Below are 20,859 nucleotides of genomic sequence, written 5' to 3'. Positions count from 1 at the left end.
GAGGAGGGGGTGGACCTTGTGGCCCTATGATCGAGGTCAGCCGCAGCCCGCCCCCGCCCAGGAGACTCGTGCCGGACATCCAGCCTCTCAGGCCCGGAGATCCCAGGTCCGTGGACCATTATCGGATCACGGGCCGCATCGGCGAGGGCGGCCAGGGCACGGTCTATCTCGGAGTCGGCGACGACGAGCAGCTCGTGGCGATCAAGACGATGAACTCCGTCGACGCGTCCGACGTCGAGTCCAGATTACGGTTCCAGCGGGAGATCGAGGTCGCGTCCAAGGTCGCCTCGTTCTGCACGGTGCGCGTGCTGGGTCACGGCATCAGCGACGGCCGCCTCTACATGGTCAGCGACTACATCGCCGGAGAGTCGCTGCAGCAGCATGTCCTGGCCAGAGGGCCGCTGGACGCCTCCGCGCTCATGCGGCTGGCCGTCAACACCTCCACGGCGCTGGTCTCCATCCACAACGCCGGCATCGTCCACCGCGACTTCAAGCCCAGCAACGTCCTGCTCGGGCCGGACGGCCCCTACGTGATCGACTTCGGCGTGGCGCGCGCGTTCGGCGACAAGACGGTGACCGTCACGGGGGTCCTGGGCACTCCCGCCTACATGTCCCCCGAGCAGCTGGCGGGCGAGCGCGTCACCCCGGCCTCCGACCTGTTCAGCTGGGGCCTGACGATGGCCTTCGCGGCGCTGGGCCGACCGCTCTTCAGCGGCAGCACGATCGCGGCCATGGCCATCACGCTGCGCCAGAAGGAGATCGACCTCAGCGGGATCGCCGAGCCGCTGCGCTCGGTCATCACCTCCTGCCTGATACGCCCGCCCGAAGCGCGGCCGACCGCCCGCCAGGTGCTCAACGCCCTCATCGTGCCCTCGGCGGGGCCCGGCCAGGGCGGGCAGCCGTGGCCGGACCTCTCGACGACGGAGCCGATGACGGGACCGCAGGCTCCGTCGTGGGGCCCATCGTCGGCACCGCCGGCACCGTCGCCGGCCTCGTCGTCGGGGCCGGTCACGCCGTTCGCGCCGCCCACCCCGGCGCCCGCCACCGCCGGGCCGGTCCAGGCGCAGGGCTCCGGCCCGGTCTCGCAGCCGACCGGCGCCGCGCCGCCGACCCTGCTCTCCCGCCGGGGCGTGGGGCGGCTCGCCGTGGCGGGGGCGGTGCTGGTGGCGCTGATCGGAGCGGGCGCGGTGCTGGTGCCCCGGCTGATCGAGGCCACGGGGACGCCGCCCGGTTCCCCGGCGGCCGCCGCCGGTTTCGGCAGCCCGGTCGGCTGGCGGCCCACCGGCCACTTCGCGGCCGTGACCGCCGTCGGCACGGCCGAGGTCGGCGGCCGCCCGGTCACGGTGACGGCCAGCGAGGACGGCACCCTGCGGCGGTGGGACGGGCGCACGGCGCGGCCGATCGGCGCGCCGATGCCCGGTCACGGCGACTGGGTGCGCGCGGTGGCGACGGCCACGGTCGGCGGCGCACCCGTCGCGGTCAGCGGCAGCGACGACAGGACCGTACGCGTCTGGGACCTCACCACCGGCCACCCCAAGGGCGGCCCCCTCACCGGCCACACCGGCGCCGTGCTCGCCGTCGCCACCACCACGGTCGACGGCAGACCCGTCGCGGTCAGCGGCGGCGACGACAGGACCGTACGCGTCTGGGACCTCACCACCGGCCACCCCATCGGCGGCCCCCTCACCGGCCACACCGGCGCCGTGCTCGCCGTCGCCACCACCACCATGGACGGCGAGCCGGTCGCGGTGAGCGCGGGCAAGGACGGCGTGCTGCGGTTCTGGGATCTTCGCACCGGCGAAGCCGCCGGCCCGGCCCGCACCGGCCACACCGACTGGGTGCGGGCGCTGGCCGCCACGCCGGAGGCGGTCGTCTCCGCCTCCGACGACAAGACGGTCAGGGTGTGGGACCTCGGCTCCGGCTCGGTCCACACGATCGGCGACCTGCCCGAGGTGGTGATCTCGCTCGCGGCGGTCCGGTCGGGCACGTCCTGGACGCTGCTGGGCGCCGGCCGCGACGGAGTGATCCGCGGCTGGGACACCGCGGGCGAGCCGGTCGGCGCCCCGCTCACCGGGCATGCGGGGTCCGTCACCGCGGTGACGGCGGCCGTGGTCGACGGCGCGCCGCGCGCGTTCTCCGGCGGCGCCGACAAATCCATGCGGACGTGGGACCTGACCACGTGGACCGCCTCGGCCGTGGCCGCGGGCAACCCCGGGCATTCCGACGAGGTCAGGGCGGTAGCGCTGGCCACCGTGGGCGGCCGGCCTGTGACGGTCTCCGGCGGGTCCGACACGACCGTCAGGATGTCCGACCCCGCGACGGGCGCGCCCGTCGGCAGCCCGCTGCTCGGCCACACCGACGAGATCAAGGCGCTGGCCACGGGCACGCTCGACGGCAAGCCGGTGGCCGTCAGCGGCGACGCCGGCGGGTCGCTGCGCAGGTGGCGGCTGGACACCGGGGCGGCGCTCGGCAAGCCGCTCACCGGCCACCGGGGCAGCGTCAACGCCGTCACGTTCGCCGGCGACCTGATCGTCTCCGGCGGCGCCGACGGGCGCCTGCACCGGTGGAACGCCGCCACGGGCGCGCCCGCCGGGCCGCCCCTGCCCGGGCACGGCAAGCCGATCAGGGCGCTGGCGTCCGCCGCCGTCGAAGGCAGGACCGTGGTGATCTCCGCGAGCGAGGACCACGAGCTGCGGTTGTGGGACCTCACCGCGGGCGAGCGGATCGGCGACCCGCTGACCGGCCACGACGGCGCCGTCCTCGCGGTGACCGCCACCGTGGTCGGCGGCCGTCCCATCGCGGTGTCGGCCGGCGAGGACCGTACGCTGCGCCGCTGGGACCTGATCACGGGCACCGCCGTGGGCGGGCCGCTCACCGGGCACACCGACTGGGTGCGGGCGCTGGCGGCCGACGGCGAGCGGGTGGTCTCGGCGGGCGACGACCGGTCGCTGCGCGTGTGGGACCTGCGCACCGGCGAGGCGGCGGGCAAGGCGATCCGCGGCCATGCCGGCCCGGTGTACGCGCTGGCCACCGGCCGGGTGGGCGGCCGGGCCGGGGGCGCGGATGGCGGCGGGGCCGGGGGCGTTCCTGTCGCGGTCTCGGCGAGTTCGGACTGGACCGTGCGCGTCTGGAACATCCGCGACGAATGACCGCCCGGCAGCGGCTCAGCGGACCTGCTTGACCTGGTTGCCGTGGCCGTTGCGCTTGACGTAGTCGCGGGCCCGGTCGGCCCTGATCGCGTCGCTCAGCTCGCGGGTCCTGCGATCGTCCAGGTAGACGACGCTCTGCCCGGCCTCCGTGCCGGTGCCGCGGGTGGGCATCGTGAAGAAGGCGGAGTCCTCCAGCCCCGCCAGGTCGCCGAGCCTGCTCCTGAGCATCGACGCCGTCACGCCCTCGTCCACGGTGATCGACCTGGTGATCGCGCGGAGGAGCCCGTCGACCTTGAGCGGGTTGGCCAGGGTGCCGGCGCTCAGCACCCGGTCCGCCAGGGAGTTGAGCACCGCCTGCTGGCGTTTGATCCGGTCGAAGTCGCCGCCGGGCAGGTCGTGGCGCTGCCGGACGAACGCCAGGGCCTGCTCGCCGTCGAGGTGGTGGCGGCCGGCCGTCCAGGTGACGCCGCTGTGCGTGTCGCGCACGGTCTCGGCCACCTTCACGTCGACCCCCTCGACGGCGTCGATGACCTCGGGGAATCCCTTGAAGTCGATCGCGGCGTAGTGGTCGACCCTGACGCCGGTGAGCTTCTCGATGGTCCTGATCAGCAGGGCGGGCCCGCCCCAGGCGAACGCCGCGTTGATCTTGGCTCTGCCGCGGCCGGGGATGGTCACCCAGGAGTCGCGCGGGATCGACACGATGGCGGCGTGCCCGCCGTCCTCGGAAAGGTGGGCCAGCATGATCGTGTCGGCGCGCTGCGAGCCGAGGCGCCGGTCTCCCGCCTTGGCGGCGGCGCCCGTGCTGGGCTCGCCCGACCTGAGGTCGGTGCCCACGAGGAGCCACGTCTCGCCGTGGCCGGGCTTCGCCCGCGGGCGCTGCCTCTCCTCCTCCTTCGAGGTCGGCATGGCCATCGGCTGGCGGGTGATGCCGCTGTCGAGGCTGGCCGTGTAGACGAGGAACCCGCCGGCGCCGAGCGCTCCCAGCACCACCAGCGCGCCCAGGGAGATCCCCAGCACGAGAAGCAAGCGGCGCATCCCTCGAAACCTCCCAGGATCGGTCAGTGGACTGTACAGCTAGTTGCCGGGCAGGGCCTTGCCGTGGAGGTAGCCGAGCCAGCGCTCCTCGATCGCGCTGTAGCGCCCTCCGGTGATCGCGTCCAGCGCCGACAGCTGGGTGACGTGCAGCGCGTGGTAGCTCCACCGGGCGGGGTTGGGCGCCGTCGCCGGGGTCCGCGTGTAGTGGAGCAGGTCGTAGCTCGTCCTGGACGACAGGTCGTAGAGCGGCAGGACCCTGTCCAGGGTTTCGAGGCCCTCCTCGAACATCTCCCGCGCCGCCGCGTCGTCCATGAGCTCGCCGACGTCGTACACGCCGAGCAGGGCGAACAGGTAGCCGTTGAGCACGTGCGTGGGGGTGGGGGTCGGGTATTCCTCGAACCAGTCGTGCCCCTCGAAGTCGCGCCGCACGCCGCCCTTCTCCACCGTGGTCGTCAGGGGGCCGAGCGCCCGCAGCGCGGCGTCGCCGTAGCGTGACTCGCCGGTCTTGGCGTACATCTTGGCCAGGAAGGCGGCCCCGATGCCCTGGGCCATCCCCGAATACCAGCCGGCCCGTAACTCGCCCGCCAGCCCGTCGCGGTAGGAGTACGCGAAGGGCACCGGCCAGCCGCCCTTGCCGTCCTGGTGCTCCAGCAGCCAGCGGGCCACGGTCTCGGCCTTCGGCCGGTACTTCTCGTCGCCGGTGGCGACCCATTTGCTGTAGTTCTCCATGCCGTACTGGACGACCTCGACCGGATACTGGAAGGTGCCGAAGTCGTACGTGCTGACCGGGATGCCGTCCGGCCCGATGGAGATGCGCCGCCAGGTGGTGACGTCCACGTCGGCGAAGTGCAGCCAGGGGCCGCGCGGATCGTGCTTGTCGATCAGCGGGGTCTCGTCCTCGACGTACTCGGCCTTGACGACTCCGTCGGCGCCGGTCGAGACGGCGAGTTCGAGCCGCCTGGCCAGCGCGTCGAGCGGCACGTAGAGCTGGTCGCCGGCCCGCAGGCCGGACACGGTCTCCCGCAGGAGGCTGACCGGGGCCTGCGTCGCCGCGACCGAGGACGGCCTGCGCGCCGCGGGGGGCTCCGAGGTGGTGCACCCGCTCAGACAGCTCAGGGCGACCATCGCGACGATGAGCTTACGCACCACAGGCACCATGCATACCGCCCTTAACGGCTGTTTCATGAAAATGGTAATGTCGGGCCCTCACTGATCATCCTTCAGGGGTCCCAGCCCACATGAACCACGATCGCGTCCATTTTGCCTACAACGGGATAGATGTCGACCCCGAGACCCAGGAGCTGACCAGGAACCGGCTGCACTGGCTGCTCGATCGCCTTCCCTCGGGGCGGATTATCGACCTGGGCTGCTCCCAGGGGACCCTGACCATCCTCGCCGCCCGCCGCGGCGACCACGTGGTCGGCGTCGACATCGAGGAGGAGGCCGTCGCCTTCGCCGCCGGGCTGGCCGCCGAACCGCCCGTCGACACGGCCAGTGGGGCGACCGGTGACACGACCGGCGACACGGCCAGTGGCGCGACCGGCGGCACGGCCGGGCGGCTCGCCTTCGTGCGCGGCGACGGCGAGCGCCTCGCCTTCCCCGACGGCTGCTTCGACGCGGCCGTCGCCGGAGAGCTGCTGGAGCACGTGGCGGACCCGAGGGCGGTGCTGACCGAGCTGCACCGGGTGCTCGCCCCCGGCGGGACGCTGTTGGTGTCCGTACCTCATGGGCTGATGCCGCACCACGACCACCGCCGCACCTTCTACCGCGCCGGCCTGCGCCGCCTGATCAACCCCCTGTTCAAGGTCGGCGAGCTGACCGTGCTGGCGCGGCACATCGCCGTGGTGGCCGTACGGCGGGAGGACCCGCGCGCCGTCCCCGCCTTCCGGCTCAGCCAAGAGGAGGCCGACTTCCTCCAGCGGGAGGAGCGGCTGGAGGAGCAGGCGCGCGACCTGCGCGACAAGTTGGCGCGGGCCAACCGCCTCTACCGTGACGTCACCGCGGCCAACGCCGAGCTGAGGGAGCGGCTCGGCGAGAGCGGGGCGGGGCAGCAGGTCCTCGACCAGCTGTCGTCGCTCCAGGACACCGTCACCCGGCTCTCCACCGAGCTCGCCGGCAGCGCGGCCGCGGAACGGAACGAGCTGCAGGAGCGGCTCGTCGCTCTTGCGGACGACCGCGACCGCCTGCGTGCCGGCCTGCGCGCGGCGGAGACCGAGCTCGGCCTGCTGCGCGAGGCGGCCGGCGCCGCGGAGGAGGAGCGCGACCGGCTGCTGGAGTCGATCAACGGGCTGAGCGCCGGTATGGAGTCGCTCCGCGAGACGGCCGACGCCGTCGCAGCCCAGCGCGACGAGCTGCGCGCTCTCGTCCGCGCTCAGGCCGAGGACCTGCAGGCGGCGGAGGCGGCCCACAGCGAGGCCACGCGGACCGCCGATGACACGCACGCGCGCACGCTCGACGGCCTGCGCGCGCGCATCGCCGGGCTCGAGGAGGATCAGCGGACGCACCAGGCGGAGCTGTCCAGGCTCCGTACGGTCTACAACGGCGAGCGGCACCGCCACTCCCTCACCCAGCACCGCCTGGACAAGCTCGTCACGGCCGAGGCGAAGCTGCGCCAGGAGAACGTGCGATTACGCGACAAGCTGGAGACCGTGACCGGCCGGCTGGCGGACTACCGCGAGCAGGTCAGCAGGATCCGCTCGTCGCGAGCCTGGCGCATGCTCTCCGTCTACCGGCAGCTGCGCCGCCCGGGACGGCCCGATCCGGGGCAGCCGGGCAGGACGGCGCCGGCCTCGGCCTCCCCTGCCACGCCGACCCGCACGATCGTCACGCTGCCGCCCGCTCGTGACCTGGCGTCCCCCGCCTCGGAGCCGCCGCCCGCCGCGGCCGCGCCGCCCCGGCAGGAGCAGGAGGTACGGATCGCGCTGCGCGAGTGGATCGACCGTGCCAGGGCGGCCGCGGGCGACGAGGTGGTGCTCATGTTCTCGGGCACCACGTTCGTGCAGGAGGCCCGGGGCAACCGGCCCATCCGCCTGACCCGCGTCTACCTCGGCCGCGACTGCCCGGTCTTCTTCAACTACTACCGCTGGCGCGACAGCGATCCGCTGCCGTCGCACCCCGATCCGCTGCTGTTCCAGAGCCCGATCGACCTCACGCCCCAGCTGCTCGACGAGGTGCTGGGCGCGGACTTCGGCGGCAAGCGCAAGGTGCTGTTCGCGTCGTTCCCGCACGAGACGATGGTGCGGACGCTGACCCACGCCGCCTCGCACGGCTGGGTGACGATCTACGACGCGCGCGACGACTGGGAGGAGTTCGCCAAGGTCGGCATGGCGAAGTGGTACCATCCTGGCTTCGAGCGTTACCTCGTCGCGCACGCCGACGTGGTCACCGCGGTCTCCGAGCCGCTGGCCAGGAAGATGGAGACGCTGGGCGGCCGCCCGGTGAGCGTCAACGCCAACGCGCTCGACCCGGCCTTCCCCGCGCCGCCCTCGCCGCGCCGGCCCGACGCCACCAGGATCGGCTACTTCGGGCACCTGACGGACAAGTGGTTCGACTGGGACCTGGTGCTCCGCGCCGCCAGGGCCCACCCCCAGTACACCTTCGAGCTGGCCGGCCACCAGCACCCCGACCTGCGGCTGCCGGAGAACGTACGCCTGCTCGGGCTGCTCGGCCACCAGGAACTGGCCGAGCTCAGCACCGGGTGGGCGCTGGCGCTGATCCCGTTCAAGAACGGCGCGCTGGCCGACGCCGTCGACCCGATCAAGGTGTACGAGTACCTGCATCTCGGCCTGCCGGTGCTGACGACCTACTTCCCGCAGTGCGCCGGCTACCCGGGCGTCCACGTGACGGAGTCCGCGGCGGAGTTCGTCGCCGCGCTGCCGCAGGTCGCCGGCACGGCGCCCGACGCCGCCGAGGTCCGGGCCTGGCTCGCGGTCAACACCTGGGAGTGCCGGGTGGACGCGTACTCCGAGATGGCCGAACAGGTCGCGCGCAAGGGCCGCGAGGGGCTGCTGACGCTGCTGGAGTGCCGGTGAAAGTGCTGTTCTGCTACCGCTACGGCGTGCTCGGCGGTGTGTCGACCCAGTTGCTCAACCGCTACACGCACTTCTCGGCCGAGTTCGAGATCGGCGTGCTCTACGAGGCCGACCACGGCATGGTCGGCCACTTCCCGCCGGGCGTGGCCAGGGTGGCGGCCACCGACGAGGCTCGCGAGGCCGCCATCAGGCAGGCCGCGCCCGACGTGCTCGTCGTGATCGACAGCCCCGGCTTCCTGTCGGCGTGGCAGCGCGCGGGCTCCCCCGGGTCGCTGATCCTCGAGGTGCACACCACCACGGCGAACCTGTCCTATCTGGGCGAGCTCTCCGTCAGCCCCGGCCACATCGTGACCGTGAGCGAGTACATGCGCGCCAAGCTGGGGGCGCTGGGGCTGTCGCCGATCAGCGTGGTGCCCAACTGCCTGGACGAGCGCTGGTACGCCGAGACCGTCCCGCCCGCGCTCGACACCACCCCGGTCGCCTGGATCGGCAAGCTGGACGGGCACAAGCGCTGGCGGGCCGCCGCCGACCTGCTCGACCGGATCGCCTCCGCGCGTCCCAGGGTCACGCCGCTGCTCGTCGGCGGGTACACCGCCCCGGCGAGCGAGGTGTCCGCGCTGACCACCAAGCTCGCCACCTCGCCCGCCCTCGGCTCGGCCCGCTGGCTGCCGCGCGTCGACTACGACCAGATGCCCGCCCTCTACTCCGCCATCGGGGCGAACGGCGGCCTGACCGTCTCGACGACGACCGACGAGTCGTTCGGCATGTCGGTCGCCGAGGCGCTGGTGCGGGGCTGCCCGGTGATCGCGCCGTCGGTCGGGGCGCTGCCCGAGATCCTCCCCGAGGAGGCCCTCTACCCGCCGGGCGACTGGGCGGCCGCGGCGGCCAAGGCGCTCAAGGCGCTGTCGGACCGCGACTTCCGCGCCGCGCTGCTGAGCACGGCCTCGCTGGTGCGCGAGCGCACGCATCCGGAGTACGCGCTGGCCGCCTTCGCGAACGTGCTTCAGCGCAGCGCGAAGTCGTCGAAGGTGGCCTGACCCGGCGCCGCCAGCACCAGGCCGAAGCTGATCCCGGCGGCGTCCGGCAGCCGGGGCTTCCAGGTGGCCTGCCGCCAGGTGCGCGCGGCGGGAAACTCGGGGCCGGCGGTCCAGCCCGACCACACCCCGTCGCCCGACCGGGTGCTGACCGCGAACCGTACAGGTGCGGTCGACGTGTACCAGACCGACACCGTCGGGGTCTCGCCCGGCCTGGGCGCGCACGCGCCGCCGTCCTGCTTGATCGCCAGCCTGAGCCGTGCCGGGTCGCTCCCGCTCGCCTCGATGCGGCCGGCCCAGCGCCCGCTGCGCGCGCCCGCCACCCGGCCGAACGCGGCCGTCGCGGATCTCCCGTCGAGCTGCCAGCAGTCGGGGAGCCCCTCCTTGCCGAAATAGTTCTCCAGCGAGGCGTTCAGCACGATCGACGGCGCCCTGACCGGCGGCACGGGCCGCGCGTCGCCGCCGATGACGTCGCCGACGGTGCGCACGGCGACCGCGCGGCCCCGCAGCCAGTCGAGGAGCCCGGTGAACAGCTCGGGGTCGACCCCCAGCGGGCCGCAGCCGGCGCAGTAGTCGTGGAAGACGAGGATCGCCCAGCCCTTGCGCCGCTCGGCCGCGAGAACGTACTGCTGGGCCTGCGCGAGCGTGGTGCGCGCACCGACCGACAGCGGCGTCCTCAGGTTGTACGGGTCCGCCGGAGCGGTCCGCTCCCCTGCGGCGCCCGCCCGGCCCCTGCCGCTGCTGTAGCCGCACTCCTTCACCACGGCCTCGGCCGCCGCGTCGACGGCGTGGAACGGGTAGGCGAACGATCTCGCGGTGAAGCCCAGGGAGGCCAGCCCCGCCCGGTCGCCGCACACCTCTCTGCGCTGCTCGTCGGGGTGGAGCTCGGGCAGCCGGGCGTGGGTGCGGGTGTGCCCGCCGATCTCGTGCCCCGCCCGCGCCATGCGCGCCAGCTGGGCCCGGTCGAGGTGGCCGGCGGCCTGGACGCGGGTGCTGTGGACGTAGAAGGTGCCGGCCATGCCGCGCTCGGTCAGCTCCCGCGCCATCCGCTCCTGGCGCCGCAGGCCGTCGTCGAAGGTGAGCGAGACCACCGCGCCGCCGGTCGGCTCCGCACTCGCCGGCCCGGCGCCCGTGGGCCCGGTGCTCCTGGGCCCGGCGCCCGGCTGCGGCGCGGCCCCGGGGCCGCCGCATCCCGCGGCCAGGGCGATCGCCACGACCGCCGCCACCACACGACGCACCTGTCCTCCCCTCCCCGGCCGCACAATCCTGCCATGCGCGCCGGCGCCTACCGCATGGGATCCCGCCGCCACATCAATACATTTGTCGCGGTGAGACCGGTTCCGATGTTGTGACCGTCGAGGCCCTGGCCACCCACCCGCAGGAGCAGCAGAAGGAGTCTCGCGGCTCAGGAAAGTGACACGAGTCATCCTGCTCCTGGCATAGAGCACCCGGGCCGTCCGCCGGACCGGCCAAGTGTTGGCCAAGCCCTATCGGGAGCGTGCCGACCTGCGGGACTTCTCCCCCATGGGCGGTCACAGTGGGTGAGTTCACGCCTTTCTTCTCGGAGCGGAACCAACACCCACGACACGGCGAGCGCTCCGGGCTCTTGCGGACAAGGGAGTCAGACATGCTCGAGCGCGTCCTCACCGCGACCGTGGCGACCGTGGCGACACTCGCTCTGGCCGCCGCCCCCGCCCTGGCGGGCGACGGGCCCCGGGTGGCCACCTACGACGCGCGCGAAGGCTCCGTCCTCGTGGACGCCGACCGCAAGCGGATCACCGTGTGCGACAAGGTCCGCGACGACACCTCCATCAGGGCCGAGTACACCACCACCCGCGACCAGGAGTGGACCGCCCAGGCGCCCCAGGGCGGCTGCCGCACCCGCCGCACGTGGCTCAGCAGGATCACCGGCTTCCGGCTCTGCACCGGCCACATCAACCTGGGCCGCATCGCGTGGGACGGCTGCCGCCACCGCGTCAGGATCCCCGAACCCAGATGGGGCAGGCACTACTAAGCCCTCGAGGGCTCGACGCGGGCAGGTAGGAGCACGGTCCTTGGTCCGGGCCCCACGGTGCCGGCGGCGCCACCGCAAGTCCTGCCTCCCGCTTCGGCGAGCCGGCCAGGACGATCCCCGGCATCACCGGCGGGTCTCCGCACCGCCCGCCTGCGCGAGACGGTGGCGGCGCGGAGTGCTGACGTGTTTCTCGTAGCCGGCCACGAGAAACACCGTGCCATCAGGTCGGGAAGTCCTTCGGGTTGACCGAGCGCGTCGTGGCGTTGCCGCCCCTGACCTGGTTGAGCGTCAGGCTCCAGCCGCTGGTGGAGGTGAACCTCAGCCGCTGGTCGAACCGCTGGTAGGAGGCGTTCCTGGTGAACTTGCGCTTCTTGGTGTCGAACCGGTAGCCGGTGGTGAAGTAGACCCGGTAGGTGCCGCTCCTGATGTCGTTGATGCTCGCGGACGACCGCGCGCGGACGTAGATGCTCACCGCCTTGGTCCTGCCCTTGACCAGGGTGACCACGCCGTCCTTCGAGGTGCCGTTCCTGATCTTCAGCCTTCCGCCGCCACCGGTGTAGCGGTCATAAATGATCTTTCCGTTACGCGGGCGCGCGGCGGCGGTCGAGGCGGCCGCCTGCGACACCGAGACGACCGCCTGCCCGCCGGTCGCCGCCGCCCCTGCGGTGGGCGCGGCCAGCATGCCGCCGGCCAGAGCGACGGCGACAACACCGGCGCGCAAAGGGGTTCCTTCGAGAAGTCGCTTCACGGTGAACATCTCCCTGGGGGTTTGTGATCATGCCAAATGTAGAGAAATCAAACATGATCGGCCACCTAGTAGATACCAGGATCGACAGGGCGGCCATCGCCGAACCGCAGGAGTCTTCGGCTGTTCACCCGTACGCCACCCGAAAGTCTGTCGCATTTGTTAGGCGTCGTCCGGAATGCCCAAGTTTCTGCAAGCTTGTCATCAGAACCCGGTAATGCGGGTTCTTGATCTGAAGGAGGGGCACTTACCGTTGGCCTATGGCTGGTCATGGGAGCGCAGCACCGTCGTCGCCACGAGCAGGAGCGAGGTAGGCCGTGCAGGACGGCGTCGTGAGCGCTGCCGCGCACCATGCCTTCGAAGTGGACGAAGTGCTGGCCCAGGCCGTGCGCGACACGGGGGCGCACATCGGCGCGATCTACCTGCTGGCCGACGACGGCCAGGTGCTGCTCATGGAGACGGAGACCGGGCTGCCCGCCCAGATCGTCAAGCCATGGACGCGGGTACGGGTGGGCGCGGGCGTCCCGGTGTCGGCCTCCGTACGCGAGCGCCGGCTCGTCTGGGTGCCGGGCTACCAGGAACTCGCCCACCGTTACCCGGCGACGGCGATCGCGCTGCCGTACCCGTTCGCCGCGGTCGCCACCCCGATCCAGTCGAACGGGGACGTGTGGGGCTCCCTGGTCCTGATGTGGCCGCCGTCGCACCCGCCGGACCTCGCCCCTCATGAGCGGGACAGCATCGACGACGCCACCCGCAGGCTCGGCGACCTCATGGGGCAGGCGGTGCGCGGCGGGCGCCCGCCGCACGCCGGGGACGAGCCGCGCGTCCTCACCCCCGCGTGGGCCGGGGTGCCGGACGTGCACCATGCCCTGGCCTCGGCCGGCTACCTGGACCGGCTCCGCGACGGCTGCGTGGGCCTTGACCTGGAGGGCCGGCTCACCTTCGTCGGCGCGGGGGCGGCCGACCTGCTCGGCGGAGACCTGACGGGCAAGGTGGGCGAGCGGCTCTGGGAGGCGGCGGCGTGGCTGAAGGACCCGCTGTTCGAGGACCGCTGCCGCGCGGCGGCCGTCAGCCAGGAGGCCACGTCCTGCCTCGTCCGGGGCCCGGCCGGCCGTCCCCTGCACATCAGCCTGCATCCGGACCCGTCCGGCCTCAGCCTGTACATCACCGAGGCGGCGGCCGACCGATCGGCCCGGCGGCAGGACGCGCCCGGCGCCGGCGGCGTCAGCCTGCCCCGCGCGGACGTCTTCTACAACCTGCTCCACCTCGCGGCGGCGCTGAGCCGGACCCTCGACGTGCAGGAGATCGTCGACATGGTCGCCGACCACGTCATGCCGGTGTTCGACGCGCGGGCGCTGGCGATCATGGTGGCCGAGGGCGGGAGGCTGAAGGTCGTCGGCTCGCACGGCTACGATCCCGGCGTCCCCGAACGTTTCAGCCGCCGGCCGCTGACCTCGGCCACCCCTTCGCAGCACGTCCTGCGCACCGGCGAGCCCGCCTTCTTCTCCGATGTGGACGAGCTGCGCCGGAAATATCCGCGAGCCGAGGTCAGTGACGGGATGGCCGCCTGGGCGTTCCTGCCGCTGCGCACCTCCGAGACCGTCGCCGGCGTGTGCCTGCTCTCGTTCGACGGGCCCTACCCGTTCACCGACGAGACGCGGGCCAGCCTCACCGCGATGGCCGGGCTCATCGCCCAGGCCCTGGACCGGGCCCTGCTCTACGACGCCAAGGACCGGCTCGCCCACACCCTCCAGACCTCGCTCCTCCCCCGCAGGCTGCCCAAGATCGACGGGCTGGACGTGGCCGCCCGCTACGTGCCCGCCACCCGCGGCGTGGAGATCGGCGGCGACTTCTACGACCTGATCCGTCTGGGCGACACCAAGGCTGCGGCGATCATCGGGGACGTCCAGGGCCACAACGTGACGGCCGCCGCGCTCATGGGGCAGGTCAGGACCGCCATCCACGCCTACGCGGCCGCGGGAGCGAGCCCGGGCGACGTGCTCAAGCTCACCAACCGCCTGCTCATGGACCTGGACCCCGACCTGTTCACCAGCTGCCTGCTCATCTACTTCGACCTGCGGCTGCGCACGCTGTGGGCCGCCAGCGCGGGGCACCCGCCGCCCCTGCTGCGCCCGCCGGGCCAGCCCGCCGAGGTCGTCGACGTGCCTGCCGGCATCCTGCTCGGCGTCCAGGCCGACGCCGAATATCCCACCGTCCAGGTGCCGTTTCCGCCGGGCGCCGTCCTCGCCCTCTATACCGACGGCCTCGTCGAAATCCCCGGCGTCGACCTGGGCCAGGCCATCAGCGAGCTCGCGGAACACTTCGGCCGCGCCGCGGGCGAGCCCGTCCACGAGCTCAGCGACACGCTGCTCAACCACGCCCCGCACACCAGCCAGCGCGCGGACGACATCGCGCTCCTCCTCGTGGAGCACCGCGCGCCCCCTGGCTGACCCCGTTTCGCTCCCGCCGTACGGGGCAGGGGCGAGGCCGCCTGAGGCGGACCGAGGAGGTGTGACCCATGGCGAAGATCTGGCGAGGACGCCCCGCGGCCGGCGGGGACCGCGGCCGGCCGGGCGTCCACGGCGCACCGCATACGGCCGGCAGCCGGTCCCCGGGCATTCCCAAGCCGGACGAGGGGCCCACGTACGGGCGGGGAACCGGCGGCCGGCCCCTGTGGAGCGAACGCGACCGCGACGCCGAACGCATCCGCGCGCTCCTGCGCCGGTCAGGATGCGCCGCGACGGGCGGCGCCGACGGGTTCGCCGTCGAGGGCGGGCACGACGGCGTCTTCCTGGTCACCTTCGCCGAGCGGCACCAGCCTGCCGGGGGCGGGCTGGGCGCCTGCGTGCGCGCGCTGGCCCGGGCCGGCATGTCGGTGGAGCGGCAGCCGGGCGACGGGCGCGCGCTCCGCGTGAGAACCCGCGGTGCGCTCCCGACCGCGATGAGGGCCCGCCGCCCGCGCTCCTGACGGCGGGCCCGAGAGGCAGGCGGTCAGTCCAGCAGCTGGGGCGTGTGGTCCTGCAGCACCTGCAGGAACGCCGCCGCCGGCCGGCTCTGGTAGCCGCGCCGCCTGCGGATGACGACCACGGGCAGTGCGGCGTCCAGGCCCGCCACCTCGACCGCCCGCAGGCTGCCGATCCGCAGCTCCTCCCGGACGCTGCTGATGGGCATGAGGGCGACGCCGAGACCGGCCTGCACCAGGCGCTTCTGCGCGGTGAGGCTGTCGACCCTGGTGATCGGGGCGCCCACCAGCCCCGACGCGGGCAGGAGGTGGCCGAGGAGGTGGCCGAAGGAGTCGGGCTGGCCCCGCTCGGGCGGGAAGCCCAGCCAGCGGTCGCCCTCGAACGCCCGCAGGTCCGGCAGGCGGCGGGCGGTGACCGGATGCGCGGCGGGCACGACGACCAGGAGGTTCTCGACGCCGAGCGGGATCGACTCCAGCGTGGGGTCGGCGTCGGGGAAATAGCGCAGGCCGAGAGACGCCTCGCCGCCGCGGACGAGCGCGCTCACCTCGCGGCTCGTCGCGGTGCGCAACTCGACCGAGGCCTCGGGGAACCTCGACTCGAACGTGCGCAGCGCGTCGACGATGTGCGAGTCGGCCAGGGTGCCGACGATGGCCAGGCTGAGCGTCTGGGCGCCGCCGGGCCGCTCGGCCGCGTCGCGTACGGCCCGCTTTCCGTCGCGCATCGCCGCCAGGGCGGCCTCCGCGTACGGCAGGAGCGCCCGGCCCGCGTCGGTGAGCGCCACCCGGCGGCCGGTCCGCTCGAACAGGGCGGTGCCCAGCGACTGCTCCAGCTCGCGGATGCGGCGGCTGATGGCGGGCTGCGACCGGTTGAGCTTCCTGGACGCCTCCGTGAACCCGCCCAGCTCGGCGATGGCGGCGAACGCCTCGATCTCCTCGACTGTCACATTCATCAGTATTCCTGATGGACTGCATCCTTATCATGCATTTGACTGATCTATCGACGAGAGGCCAGAGTGAACGCGTAACCGCAGATGGGAGAGCATCATGACCGACCAGACGGCCCGCGCGACACGATTCCGGGCCCTCCACGAAGGCCCCGGGCCGCTCCTGCTCCCCAACCCGTGGGACGCCGGCACGGCCCGGCTGCTGGCCTCCCTGGGCTTCGACGCCCTCGCCACCACCAGCCTCGGCGTGGCCAACCAGGCCGGCCGCACCCGGGCCACCCGGCAGGACGTCCTCGACAACTGCCGCGTCCTCAGCGAGGCGACCCCGCTGCCCGTCAACGCCGACCTGGAGAACGGCTTCGCCGACGACCCCGCCGAAGCGGCCCAGATGATCGCGGACGCGTGGGCGTGCGGCGTGGCCGGCGCGTCCATCGAGGACGCCACCGGTGACCGCCGGACACCGATCTACGACTTCGGGCTCGCCGTCGAGCGCGTGCGGGCGGCCGTCGAGGTCACGCGCGGGCTGCCCGTCCCGCTCGTCCTGACCGCCAGGGCGGAAGGCCTGCTGTACGACGCCGGCGACCTCGACGACGCCATCAGGCGCCTCCAGGCGTTCGAGGAGGCGGGCGCCGACGTCCTCTACGCGCCGGGGTTGCGCACGCTCGACGAGATGCGGGCGGTCGTCTCCTCCGTCGGCAGGCCGGTGAACGTGGTGATGGGCTTCGCCGACCCGGCGATCACGCTGGAGCAGCTCGCCGAGATCGGGGTGCGGAGGGTGAGCATCGGGGGCGCGCTCTCCCGGTTCGCGCTCGGCTCGTTCCTCGACGCCGCCGAGCAGATGCGCGACGGCCGGTTCGGGTTCGTCGCCGACGTGCCCCCGATGTCCGAGCTGTACCGCGCGTTCACGCCGTACTCCACCCCCTGAAGGCCGCCTCGACGGCCCATGGCATGATCGGCGGCAGGACCTTCGCCGAGCGCGTGACAAGGAGCGGGACATGACGGATCAGCAGGGCCGCCGGGTGCCCGGCCTCGACGGGCCCCTCCAGCCGCTGACCGTCGGCACGTCGGCGCTCGGCGCGAACCCCGGCGACGAGGCGCTGGCCGAGAAGATGGTGTCGGGCCGCTTCCGCCAGCTGGACACCTCCAACAACTACGCCGGCGGGCGCTCGGAGGCCCTGATCGGCGCCGCGCTCAAGCAGGCGCCCGACGGCGTGACGGTCTTCTCCAAGGCCGACCGCGACACCGGCACCGGCGTGTTCGACGGTGACCGGGTCATGCGGTCCTGGGAGGAGACGATCTCCCGCCTCGGCGTCGAGACGTTGCCGATCTACCACCTGCACGACCCGATGACCATCACGGTCAGCGAGGCGATGGCCCGCGGCGGCGCCGTGCCCGCCCTGGTGGCGCTGCGCGAGCAGGGGCTCGTCGGCGCGATCGGCATCGCCGTCGGCGGCGGCACCATGGTGGAGGACTACATCCGCACCGACGCGTTCGACGCGGTGCTCACCCACAACCGCTACACCCTGGTCGACCGGCGCGCGGAGGAGATCCTGCGGCTCGCCACGGAAAGGGACATGACGGTCTTCAACGCCGCTCCCTTCGGCGGCGGCATCCTGGGCGGCTCGCCACGGCACGCCACACGGTACGGTTACCGGCGGGTCTCTCCTGAGTTCGCGGCGCACGTCGAGCGGCTCAAGGCGCTGTGCGAGCGGTGGGGCATCACGCTCGCGGCGGCGGCCCTGCACTTCTCCCTCGCCGAGCCGCGCATCCACTCCACCGTCGTCGGCGTCACCTCGGCCGAACGGCTGGCCCAGCTGGAGAGCCTCGCCGGCACCGTGATCCCCGACGGGTTCTGGGCGGACCTGGCGGCGCTCGGCTCCCCGCCTCCCTCGCCGATCGACTGACCCCCGCCCCGCGTCCCTCGCCGCCTCTCCCCCGCCCGCCTGGCTACCCGCAGCCGAATGGCGGAGAATCTTCCGGCATGACCCACCAGTCACGCGAACAAGGAGCTGGGGCAGGTATGGCGGTTGACATCGTGGACTACGACGCGGGGTGGCCCTCGCTGGCGGAGCAGGCGTGCGAGGAGCTGGTCGCGGCGCTGCCGGGTGTGTTCCTGGAGATCGAGCACGTGGGGAGCACGTCCGTGCCCGGCCTCGCGGCCAAGCCGATCATCGACCTGATGGCCTCCGTGGCAGCCCTGGAAGCGGTGGCTGATCATGAGCGGGCGCTGGCGGGCCTCGGCTACCGGAGCGAGGAGACGGGCATGCGGGAGCGGCTGTTCTACTTCCGTGCCGACGCCTCGGGCCGGCGCAGCCACCACCTGCACGTGGTGACGGCCGGCACGTGGGACACCCGTAACGAACGGCTGCTGCGCGACCATCTCAGGGCCGACCCGCGGGCGGCCGCCGAGTACGCCGCGCTCAAGCGCCACCTGGCCGGCGGCGACGTGGACGCCGCGGCCTACACCCGGGGCAAGACCGACCTGATCCAGCGGCTCGTCGACGAGGCCCGCCAGGCGCGCGGCCTGCCCCGCGTCCCGGTGTGGGAGGAGTGAACGTCAGCCGCCGCGCGGCCCCGTGACCCGCGCGCGGGCCCGTACCGGCGCCGCCTGCCGTTCCAGGGCCAGCCGCACGGCCAGCGGCGCGATCAGGTAGACGGCCCCGGCCGAGGACGCCGGCGGTCCCGGCGACCGTGGTGCGTGGGCCCACATGGTCCCACAGCGGACGACCCGTGACCATGCTGGCGGCAACGCACATTCGAGGTACGCACGGTCCCGGCAGGGCGGTTCAGCGCCATCCTCACCAAAGGCGGCAAATAGTCACTTATGACCTAGAATCCGTCAGATGTTCGCGGCCCCCCACCGGCTGGCCTGGCTGGACGCCCTGCGGGGGCCGGCAGCGCTGGCCGTCACCATGCACCACGCCGGCTGGACCTACATCCCCGCCGCCTGGGCGGAAGTGGACCGCCTGATCGATTTCGGCACGTGGGGCGTGTTCGTGTTCTTCCTGGTCAGCGGGTACATCATCCCCGCCTCCCTGGAGCGGCGCGGGGACCTGCGCGCCTTCTGGGCCGGCCGGGCCTTCCGCCTCCTCCCGCTGCTGCTGGCCGCGTGCGGCCTCGTGCTCCTGCTCGCCTGCGCCGGCCTGCTCGCCCCCGAACCGGAACTCGGCCGGCGGCCTCTGGCGTTGGTCCTGCTGGGCAACCTGACGATGCTGCAGGAGCTGCTCAACCTGCCCGCCGTCATCGGCGTGATGTGGACGCTCTCGTACGAGATGGCGTTCTACCTGATGTGCGTCGCGCTGTTCACGGTCCGGCAGGCGCACCGGTCGGCCGGGCTCGCCGCCGGCCTGGCGCTGCTGGCCGTACCCCTGGGACTGCTGCTGCCGAAAGCCTCGATCAACGGCGCCGCCGACCTGGCGGCAGCGCTGCTCGGCCTCGCGGTCGTCGCCGCCATCGCGGCGACCGCCTTCTGCCGGGGCCGGGCCCGGGCCGTCGCCGCGGGCGCCGGCGGCCTGCTCGGGCTGGCGCTCGTGATCCTCGGCAGCCGGGGCGGCACCTGGCAGGGCGTGATCATCCTGGCGTCGATGTTCGCGGGCACGGCGGTGTACCGGGCCGAGCGCGGCACGATCTCCTGGCGTGCCGCCGCCCTCGCCACGGCGGCGGTGCTGACCTGCGGGATCCCCGCCAAGGACGATCCCGCCTGGGCGACGGCGCTCGTGCTGGCCTTCGGCACCTTCGCGCTCGGGCTCGCGCTGCGCGGGCGGGCGTTCCCCCGCTGGCTGCCGCAGCTCGGCGTGATCAGCTTCTCCCTCTACCTGCTGCACCCGATCCTGCTGCACGTGATCCCGGACCTGGCGCTGTACTTCCTCGTCCTGATCCCGCTCAGCCTCCTGACCCACCGCCTCATCGAGGCCCCCGCCCAGCGCCTCGGCTGACACCTGACCGCCGCCCGCCCGTGACCGCGAGGGCACACGGACACCTGGGAATTGACCTGGAGTGCACTCCAGCCGACAAGGTGTACTCATGCGCAATTCCCGCACAACACGCGCCATCGGCCAGCGCCACGTCTCAGCCGTCGGGCTCGGCGCCATGCCCATGTCGGTGGCCGGGCACATGCCCGACGAGGCCCAGTCGATCCGTACCATCCTCGCGGCCCTGGACGCCGGCGTCACGCTGATCGACACGGCGGACGCCTACACCCCTTCGCACGACGACGTCGGCCACAACGAACGCCTGGTCGCCAAGGCCCTGGGCCTGTGGGCGGGCGACGCCGGCACCGTGCTCGTCGCCACCAAGGGCGGGTGCACCCGCACGCCGGACGGCGGCTGGGACAGGGACGGCCGCCCGTCGCACCTCAAGCAGGCCTGCGACCGCTCGCTCAAGGCCCTCGGCGTCGACAGCATCGGCCTCTACCAGCACCACCGGCCCGACACCACGGTCCCGTACGAGGAGACCATGGGCGCGCTGAAGGACCTGCTCGACGCCGGCAAGATCCAGATGGCGGGCATCTCGAACGCCGATCCGCAGCAGATCAGGCTCGCCCACGACATCCTGGGCGACGGCCTGGTCAGCGTGCAGAACGAGTATTCGCCGCGGTTCCGCTCCAGCGAGCCCGAGATCGGCGTCTGCGCCGAGCTGGGCCTGGCCTTCCTGCCCTGGTCTCCGCTGGGCGGCATCGGGCGCACCGGCGAGCTGAGCGAGCGGTACGCCGCCTTCTCCGAGATCGCGAAGGACCACGGCGTCTCCCCGCACCAGGTCTGCCTGGCCTGGGAACTCGCCCGCAGCCCCGTGGTCATCCCCATTCCCGGTGCCAGCCGCCCGGAGAGCATTCTCGACTCGATCGCGGCCGTGGATCTGGAGCTCAGCGCGGAGGAGCTGGCCCGCCTCGGCTGAGGCACCCGGCGGGCGCTCGCCGTGAACCGGGGCGGCGCCCGCCCCCGTTCAC

Annotated in this window: 17 protein-coding genes; 11 read left to right on the top strand and 6 right to left on the bottom strand. The window is 73.1% G+C overall.

Going from position 1 to position 20,859, the window contains the following annotated elements; translation table 11 throughout:
- Positions 1-110: 110 nt before the first annotated feature.
- Positions 111-3,149, top strand: a complete 3,039-nt coding sequence (locus tag ABGA98_RS23245; protein WP_347620489.1) for a serine/threonine-protein kinase — start codon at positions 111-113, stop codon at positions 3,147-3,149.
- 15 nt (positions 3,150-3,164) lie between these two features.
- Here the strand turns inward: ABGA98_RS23245 and ABGA98_RS23240 are convergent, their stop codons facing one another.
- Both ABGA98_RS23240 and ABGA98_RS23235 read right to left on the bottom strand, forming a co-directional pair.
- Positions 3,165-4,184: an LCP family protein gene (locus ABGA98_RS23240; protein WP_347620488.1), complete on the bottom strand. Its 1,020-nt coding sequence runs from the start codon at positions 4,182-4,184 to the stop codon at positions 3,165-3,167.
- Positions 4,185-4,223: 39 nt separating this feature from the next.
- Positions 4,224-5,330, bottom strand: a complete 1,107-nt coding sequence (locus ABGA98_RS23235; protein WP_347620487.1) for a D-glucuronyl C5-epimerase family protein — start codon at positions 5,328-5,330, stop codon at positions 4,224-4,226.
- Positions 5,331-5,422: 92 nt separating this feature from the next.
- On the opposite strand from ABGA98_RS23235, the gene ABGA98_RS23230 reads away from it, so the two are divergent.
- Positions 5,423-8,215, top strand: a complete 2,793-nt coding sequence (locus ABGA98_RS23230) for a methyltransferase domain-containing protein (RefSeq protein ID WP_347620486.1) — start codon at positions 5,423-5,425, stop codon at positions 8,213-8,215.
- Complete coding sequence (locus ABGA98_RS23225) at positions 8,212-9,252, top strand: glycosyltransferase family 4 protein (protein WP_347620485.1); 1,041 nt, start codon at positions 8,212-8,214, stop codon at positions 9,250-9,252. Before ABGA98_RS23230 ends, ABGA98_RS23225 begins: the two co-directional genes overlap by 4 nt.
- Here the strand turns inward: ABGA98_RS23225 and ABGA98_RS23220 are convergent.
- Positions 9,219-10,487, bottom strand: coding sequence for a polysaccharide deacetylase family protein (locus tag ABGA98_RS23220; protein ID WP_347620484.1), 1,269 nt, complete (start codon positions 10,485-10,487; stop codon positions 9,219-9,221). The genes ABGA98_RS23225 and ABGA98_RS23220 overlap by 34 nt on opposite strands.
- Positions 10,488-10,876: 389 nt before the next feature.
- Between ABGA98_RS23220 and ABGA98_RS23215 the strand changes: the two genes are divergently transcribed.
- Positions 10,877-11,263 (top strand): hypothetical protein, encoded by a 387-nt coding sequence (locus ABGA98_RS23215; protein ID WP_347620483.1) that lies wholly within the window; start codon positions 10,877-10,879, stop codon positions 11,261-11,263.
- 220 nt (positions 11,264-11,483) lie between these two features.
- Here ABGA98_RS23215 and ABGA98_RS23210 read toward each other — a convergent pair whose 3' ends face one another.
- A complete protein-coding gene (locus ABGA98_RS23210) occupies positions 11,484-12,011 on the bottom strand; it encodes a hypothetical protein (protein WP_347620482.1) in 528 nt (175 codons plus the stop codon).
- A gap of 329 nt (positions 12,012-12,340) precedes the next feature.
- On the opposite strand from ABGA98_RS23210, the gene ABGA98_RS23205 reads away from it, so the two are divergent.
- Positions 12,341-14,458 (top strand): SpoIIE family protein phosphatase, encoded by a 2,118-nt coding sequence (locus ABGA98_RS23205; RefSeq protein WP_347620481.1) that lies wholly within the window; start codon positions 12,341-12,343, stop codon positions 14,456-14,458.
- A 68-nt stretch (positions 14,459-14,526) separates the two neighbouring features.
- The gene (locus ABGA98_RS23200; RefSeq protein ID WP_347620480.1) at positions 14,527-14,976 is read left to right on the top strand and encodes a hypothetical protein; all 450 of its coding nucleotides are present in this window, start codon (positions 14,527-14,529) and stop codon (positions 14,974-14,976) included.
- Between the two features lie 23 nt (positions 14,977-14,999).
- Here ABGA98_RS23200 and ABGA98_RS23195 read toward each other — a convergent pair whose 3' ends face one another.
- Positions 15,000-15,920 carry a LysR family transcriptional regulator gene (locus ABGA98_RS23195; protein WP_347620479.1) on the bottom strand — a complete coding sequence of 307 codons (921 nt, stop codon included), beginning with the start codon at positions 15,918-15,920 and terminating at the stop codon, positions 15,000-15,002.
- A 94-nt stretch (positions 15,921-16,014) separates the two neighbouring features.
- Between ABGA98_RS23195 and ABGA98_RS23190 the strand changes: the two genes are divergently transcribed.
- The 3 genes from ABGA98_RS23190 to ABGA98_RS23180 all read left to right on the top strand — a co-directional run bounded on the left by ABGA98_RS23190 (position 16,015) and on the right by ABGA98_RS23180 (position 18,468).
- Positions 16,015-16,839 (top strand): isocitrate lyase/phosphoenolpyruvate mutase family protein, encoded by an 825-nt coding sequence (locus tag ABGA98_RS23190; RefSeq protein WP_347620478.1) that lies wholly within the window; start codon positions 16,015-16,017, stop codon positions 16,837-16,839.
- Between the two features lie 70 nt (positions 16,840-16,909).
- The gene (locus ABGA98_RS23185; protein WP_347620477.1) at positions 16,910-17,818 is read left to right on the top strand and encodes an aldo/keto reductase; all 909 of its coding nucleotides are present in this window, start codon (positions 16,910-16,912) and stop codon (positions 17,816-17,818) included.
- A gap of 116 nt (positions 17,819-17,934) precedes the next feature.
- Positions 17,935-18,468, top strand: coding sequence for a GrpB family protein (locus ABGA98_RS23180; RefSeq protein WP_347620476.1), 534 nt, complete (start codon positions 17,935-17,937; stop codon positions 18,466-18,468).
- A 3-nt stretch (positions 18,469-18,471) separates the two neighbouring features.
- On the opposite strand, the gene ABGA98_RS23175 is transcribed toward ABGA98_RS23180, so the two are convergent.
- Positions 18,472-18,624, bottom strand: a complete 153-nt coding sequence (locus tag ABGA98_RS23175) for a hypothetical protein (protein WP_347620475.1) — start codon at positions 18,622-18,624, stop codon at positions 18,472-18,474.
- A gap of 133 nt (positions 18,625-18,757) precedes the next feature.
- Between ABGA98_RS23175 and ABGA98_RS23170 the strand changes: the two genes are divergently transcribed.
- Positions 18,758-19,849: an acyltransferase gene (locus ABGA98_RS23170; RefSeq protein WP_347620474.1), complete on the top strand. Its 1,092-nt coding sequence runs from the start codon at positions 18,758-18,760 to the stop codon at positions 19,847-19,849.
- A gap of 88 nt (positions 19,850-19,937) precedes the next feature.
- On the top strand, positions 19,938-20,807 hold the full coding sequence (locus tag ABGA98_RS23165; protein ID WP_347620473.1) for an aldo/keto reductase: 870 nt from the start codon (positions 19,938-19,940) through the stop codon (positions 20,805-20,807).
- Positions 20,808-20,859: the final 52 nt, after the last annotated feature.

Source organism: Nonomuraea sp. B1E8 (assembly GCF_039871515.1).
Taxonomy (GTDB): domain Bacteria; phylum Actinomycetota; class Actinomycetes; order Streptosporangiales; family Streptosporangiaceae; genus Nonomuraea.
The sequence above is the reverse complement of the archived record's forward strand: the minus strand, read 5'-3'. Positions and strand labels throughout refer to the sequence as shown.